We start from the raw sequence: 5,608 nt of genomic DNA on the forward strand, positions 1-5,608 counted from the left end.
TAATATAATTGGTATTCGGACTCAAGAAAAAACAAATATAATTGATGAGGAAGATGGAGATGTTACAAAAAATGGACTTGCATACGTGTTGGGTCAGCATAAGTCTTATTCATGGTATACAAATTATGAAAATTTAATTACAGAAATACAATTTTTTGGGGACTATCTAGGTGCCAATAATCAAGTGCTAAATACCGATTTATTAATCTTTGGTGAAAATGTAAGTGAAGAAACAGCAAATAAGTATTTATCTAAATTGAAAATTCCCAGGGAAGCAGCTATTAACGGTTCAAAATTTTTTGATAGTCGAAATGGGAGTGTTGATCTTCAGAATGCTATAGTGATTGTTAACAGTGATAGTGAGTCAATAAAGGATCTTGACCATGAGCAACAACAACAGCTATTACATAATTTACATCTCTACGATTCAAGTGAGGAGGATGTAAAAAGTGTTATTTCGTATTTAAATAGTGAAAAACGAGTAGTTTATCCAAAATACATCAACGAGACAAACAAATTTGTTCAATTGTTTGTAAATGATATCGTTTTATTTTCATATTTTTCAGTTGTTTTTCTATTTGTCCTATTAAATCTATATATTATTATATATGATATTGTGAGATCGAATAACAGAGAATATGCTATCAGTAAATTATATGGTGCAACGAACTTTCAAATTATTTTGAGGATTGAAATACTTGTTTCGTGCATATACTTGATTCCATCCTTTATACTTTCTAGGTTATTCATAGGACTAATTCCAAATAGATTGACTCTAATGTATTTGTATATTGCCCTAGTAATTGGACAAATTGCGGTTACAATACCTGTTATAAAAAAGTTTACAAAGAAAGATGTATCGTGTCAATTAAGGAGTGACTACTAATGAAAATCGTTGAAATGAACAACGTTAGAAAAGAGTATACAGACGGTGAGTATACATTAACTGCAGTAAATAATATTGATTTCCACATTGAAGAAGGGGAAATAGTCGCAATTATTGGACCTTCGGGGTGTGGGAAAACAACTCTTGTTAATATACTAGGCCTAATACTGGAGCCAACAAGAGGTGAAATAGTGATAGATGGGAAGAATATAGTCGAGTACCGTGAGAAAGATAAGGCAAAGGCTCGTAACGAATTTTTCGGATATTTAACACAGGATTTTTCTTTGGTTGAAAATGATTCGGTTTTTGATAACATAAGAATACCCTTAATATATTCTTCACAAAGGAAAACAAAAAGAGAGCAAAGAGAACTAATTTTGAAGTATTTAAATCAACTAGGATTGGAGAGCATTGTTGATAAAAAAGTAAAAAACTTATCTGGAGGCCAGAGGCAAAGAGTTGCATTGATAAGAGCTATTGTAAATGAGCCAAGAGTGATAATCGCTGATGAGCCGACTGGTTCACTAGACTCAGTAACTTCTAAAGAAATATTTGATCTTCTAAAAGGACTTGTTTCTGAAGGGATATCAGTTCTAATGGTAACTCACAATTTGGAGCTTGCTAGCCAGTGTAATAGAATTGTAAACATGCTTGATGGTCAAATAATTGATTGATAGAAAGCTCTAATTATAAGGCAAATATTATAATACTCTAAAGATATTGTGGCCTTGAAATGTTATTGAAGCACCCTGCTACTTTAGTAAAAATAGACATTAGATTTCTTTTTTTTGATAATGTTCTAGTCAATGTAAATTGCTACAGTAAGGTTGAGTTGGAATAGAACTGATTTGGCGCTAACACATTATTATATGTATGAGGGCGTTGGCTATCATACCAATCTTCCTCAAATTTATTCATAATCTCATCCATCCTTTCTTTTGTAGTAAATGTATAATGGTTCGTACATTCGTGTTTGAGTGTGTTGAAGTATCGCTCCATGACTGCATTGTCATATGGACATCCCGAACGACTCATGCTTTGTTGGATATAACGTTGCTTACAGAACTAAATAATTTACTTGTGAATTGACTCCCTTGATCACTATGTACAATTAATCCCTTATCTGGATAATAGCGTAATAATGCTTTATGCAACGTATTAATAGCTAAACGCGAATTAATCGAAGTGCTATTTTAGAGGCAACCACTCTGCGATCATAAACATCAATTATCGTACAATTATATCGAGGTGTTCCATTACTTAAATACAGATAAGTAAAATCAACACACCAAACACAATTTGGTTTCGTTGCATGAAAATTTTGTTGCACAAGATTCGGAAATACCTTGTGTTGATTCCCTGTCTTGAATGGTTGCTTTTTACGGCGAATAGTTGATGATATATTAAGTTCCTTCACATATTTTCGTATAGTTGGAAGGGAGTAGGAGTATCCATGATTAGCACAATAAAATGTCATCATTTTAGTTCCCATTGTTCCGTTACTTCTATGGAATGATCAACTAATAAAGCGTTGTACTTTAGCTTTTTGCTCATAGTATGGCGCTTTTCTCTGTTTCAGATGATTGTAATATGCATTCGTACTCGCTTTAAATTTACGACATAACCAACGAACTCCTAGGTTTTTACCGTGTTCTTGAATAAACTGATATTCACTTAATCGATTTCCTTTGCAAAGAATGCCGCTACTTTTTAAGAATTCATTTTCCTTTTTAAGTTTTCTAATTTCCAAAATAAGCCGTTTTGATTCTTCAAGTGATAATGTGACTTCTTCTATATAAGGATTGTTTTGGCATTCTTTGCGAAGTTCTCTAAGCCAGTATTATAGAGTTCCACCTCCAAGGTGATACTCTTGAGTAAGGCTTTTAATCGTTCGTCCTTCTTTAAGTTATAATCGTATGATTTTATCTTTTGTTTCTTTACTATAATTTTTCATAAGTTGCTCCTTGATTTGATTTTATCATTTCTCAACCAAGGTGTAGCAATTTCAGTTTACTAGAACAAGTGCTGTAGTTGATGCAAATGGGTACGTTGCTCCACCCAAAAGTATAGGAAACAGTACAACACCACCAAACGACATTAATTCTTTGAGAGAAGCTGGAGTAATCTTACAACACTTTTGTGAGAGTGTAGCATCAAGGCTTAGAGATGAGCAGAAAAAAGGTCGTGTGGTTTCGATTTATCCACGAGATACAAACTTGAAGAGCTTTAGCAGACAAAGAAGACTGCAAGAGTCAACTAACATTTCAACCGAAATTCTTAAAGTGGCTATGGAACTGTTAGAGGATAATTATGTTTTTCAGTACTGCCACTTAGATCGATTGGGGTTCATGTAGGCAAGCTGGTGGATGATGTGAATATTCCAAAGCAGATTAATCTATTTAATTCAATCGAACAAGAAAAGACTAGAGAGTTAACAATTGACAAAACTATTGATGACTTACGATAGAGATTTGGTTTTCATGTTGTTAAACGTGCTTCAGCATTATTGGATAAAGAGACTGAAAACTTGGATGCGAAAAATAGTAATTCTGTGTTTCCAGGCCGCAAAAAGGATTATGACCTTGATAATGATATTATAGAGAATGATATACTTTACAAAAAAGATAAACGCTCACAGAAACTCCGAGAAGAATTTCTCAAAAACAAGGGAGAGTATTAGGTTTGGTGTACCTGTAGGGACATCGAATTGAAACTCTTTTTCTATTTATTTGTTACTTTGTAGAAATACCTGGTCACTTTGTATATAGTTTGCACATATTTTGATATGTTATTATATAGAACTATTGGGGTATGTTACAATGGATAAGCAATTAGACTAATTGCTAGAGTGTGTAATATATGGGGGACTTATGAAAAACCAAAAGAAAGGTGTAATTTACATTGACAAGAGGCTAGTTCAGGATAGTGGTACCTATTGTTGGGAAGATGTCCACGAACGAATTAAGAGCTTCCTTGAAATTGACGAACTAGAACGAATTTGCGAGTTTGAATATTTATACGAAGAGAAATCAGTTGATAATACTTTAAATAAAGTAGTAATGATGGAGTTACTTCATGAAATTGAAAAAGGCCACTACAAGATATTAATCGTTGATGATATTCGACATATTGCAAATAATATTAAAGACCTGAATGAAGTTGTAAAAACGATAAAGAAACATAAAGTTAGATTGATCAGTATTAAAAATAAAACAGATAGTAATTACTCATATGGGGAAATATTTCTTGATTTCGTTAGTGTCGTAGTAAGTTTAAACGACCATGAAGCACACACACATAATTGTTAAACGAATGAAAGGAACATCATGAATAAAAAGATTTTGATTTACGCGAGAGTAAGTACAAAAGAACAAGCAAATAAAGGATTCAGTCTAGAAATGCAAATAGATAGAGTCATGCAATACTTACGATTATATTCTTCGGAATTATCAGATATGCCTGTTCAGTCAGTACCTATTCTAACATTTGAAGAAAGAGGAGGCTCGGGTAAGTCTCTTGAAAGACCGATGATGAATGAAGTTATCGAGGAAATCATTGCTGGTAATGTAGGAACATTGGCAGTATATAGATTAGACCGACTAACAAGAAGTGTTAAAGATTTGCAAGTTATTCTAGAGTATGTGGAGAATTACAAAATCAGGCTAATTAGTGTAACAGAGCAAATTGACACTAGAACTTCAGTTGGACGATTTGTTGCAAATCAAATTATTTCGATTGCTCAGTTAGAGCTTGAAAATATATTTGAGAGAACAACTGAAGGATTAATCGGATCAGCTCGCAAGGGGAATTATGTATTCAGAGGGTCTCCTTACGGATACGATAAGATAGACGGAAAATTAGTGATTAATGAGTCCGAAGCGAAAATTGTTCGAGAAATATTCTCGATGGTTTTGGCGAAAGAGTATTCTATTCGAGCAATTACAATGATATTGTCTTCACGTAGAGCCGGAAACAGAAAATGGTCAGAAGAGACGATTTTCAAGATGCTTAGGAACCATATATATGTTGGAGAGTTCAAGGTGCGAGATGAAATAGTGACAGAACATAGTCCTTCATTGATTAATGAAAAAATGTTTAGAGAAACACAGAAGATTCTTGATTCTCGATCACATTTAAACCAATATAGATATCTTTACCACAGTAAGTGTTTTTCAAGCGAACACGAGGAACTTGAGCATAAATCAACCACAAAAAATAATGGAGATAGTATATACTTGTATTACGTTTGTCCTATTCAAAAACTTCGTGTAAATCAATCAAAAATTACGCATCAGTTAAATCAATATGTTGACCAATTTATTTTCGGTAAATACAAGAGGGAACTAAAGAAAATGATAAATACTCTTAAATGGTATGACTCGAAGGTAAGTGTATTAACAGAACTGTACGAATCTGGATTAATCGATAATGACTACTACAGTCAAGAAATAGATAGGCCAAGTAAAAATATTAGACTTGGAGAAGCAAAAGCAAGAGAACTATTTGGTAGATTTAAAAAGTGGAGTGTTATGACTGATGATGAAAGACACAGATTTTCTAAAAAACATATTTTGAAAATTATAATAGATATGCAAAAAGGTGAAATTATTCATGTAGTATTTAATGAGGAATAGTAATTACTTGAGTTAAAACGAACCTACTACAAGGAGAACAAAAATGAATAAGTTTATGATTATTCCTATTTACTGTCCATATTTACAG

General features: G+C 32.9%; 6 protein-coding genes. 5 read left to right on the plus strand and 1 reads right to left on the minus strand.

Translation table 11 applies throughout. The features are described 5' to 3' along the window. Positions 1-886, plus strand: an 886-nt coding sequence (locus tag GVV20_RS09985) for a hypothetical protein (protein WP_250690196.1), incomplete at its 5' end; no start/stop codon positions are given. After that, positions 886-1,560: an ABC transporter ATP-binding protein gene (locus GVV20_RS09990; protein WP_159740518.1), complete on the plus strand. Its 675-nt coding sequence runs from the start codon at positions 886-888 to the stop codon at positions 1,558-1,560. The genes GVV20_RS09985 and GVV20_RS09990, both read left to right, overlap by 1 nt. Before the next feature lie 142 nt (positions 1,561-1,702). Here GVV20_RS09990 and GVV20_RS10645 read toward each other — a convergent pair whose 3' ends face one another. Then, positions 1,703-1,921 (minus strand): integrase core domain-containing protein, encoded by a 219-nt coding sequence (locus GVV20_RS10645; protein WP_159740517.1) that lies wholly within the window; start codon positions 1,919-1,921, stop codon positions 1,703-1,705. Positions 1,922-2,952: 1,031 nt separating this feature from the next. On the opposite strand from GVV20_RS10645, the gene GVV20_RS10705 reads away from it, so the two are divergent. The 3 genes from GVV20_RS10705 to GVV20_RS10000 all read left to right on the plus strand — a co-directional run bounded on the left by GVV20_RS10705 (position 2,953) and on the right by GVV20_RS10000 (position 5,520). Next, positions 2,953-3,240 (plus strand): DinB/UmuC family translesion DNA polymerase, encoded by a 288-nt coding sequence (locus tag GVV20_RS10705; RefSeq protein WP_159740549.1) that lies wholly within the window; start codon positions 2,953-2,955, stop codon positions 3,238-3,240. Positions 3,241-3,756: 516 nt separating this feature from the next. Further along, positions 3,757-4,194, plus strand: a complete 438-nt coding sequence (locus GVV20_RS09995; protein ID WP_250690197.1) for a recombinase family protein — start codon at positions 3,757-3,759, stop codon at positions 4,192-4,194. Positions 4,195-4,212: 18 nt separating this feature from the next. After that, positions 4,213-5,520, plus strand: a complete 1,308-nt coding sequence (locus GVV20_RS10000) for a recombinase family protein (protein ID WP_159740515.1) — start codon at positions 4,213-4,215, stop codon at positions 5,518-5,520. Positions 5,521-5,608: the final 88 nt, after the last annotated feature.

The sequence above is a fragment of the Erysipelothrix aquatica genome, from assembly GCF_009828775.2.
In the GTDB taxonomy this organism is placed as follows: Bacteria; Bacillota_I; Bacilli_A; order Erysipelotrichales; family Erysipelotrichaceae; genus Erysipelothrix; species Erysipelothrix aquatica.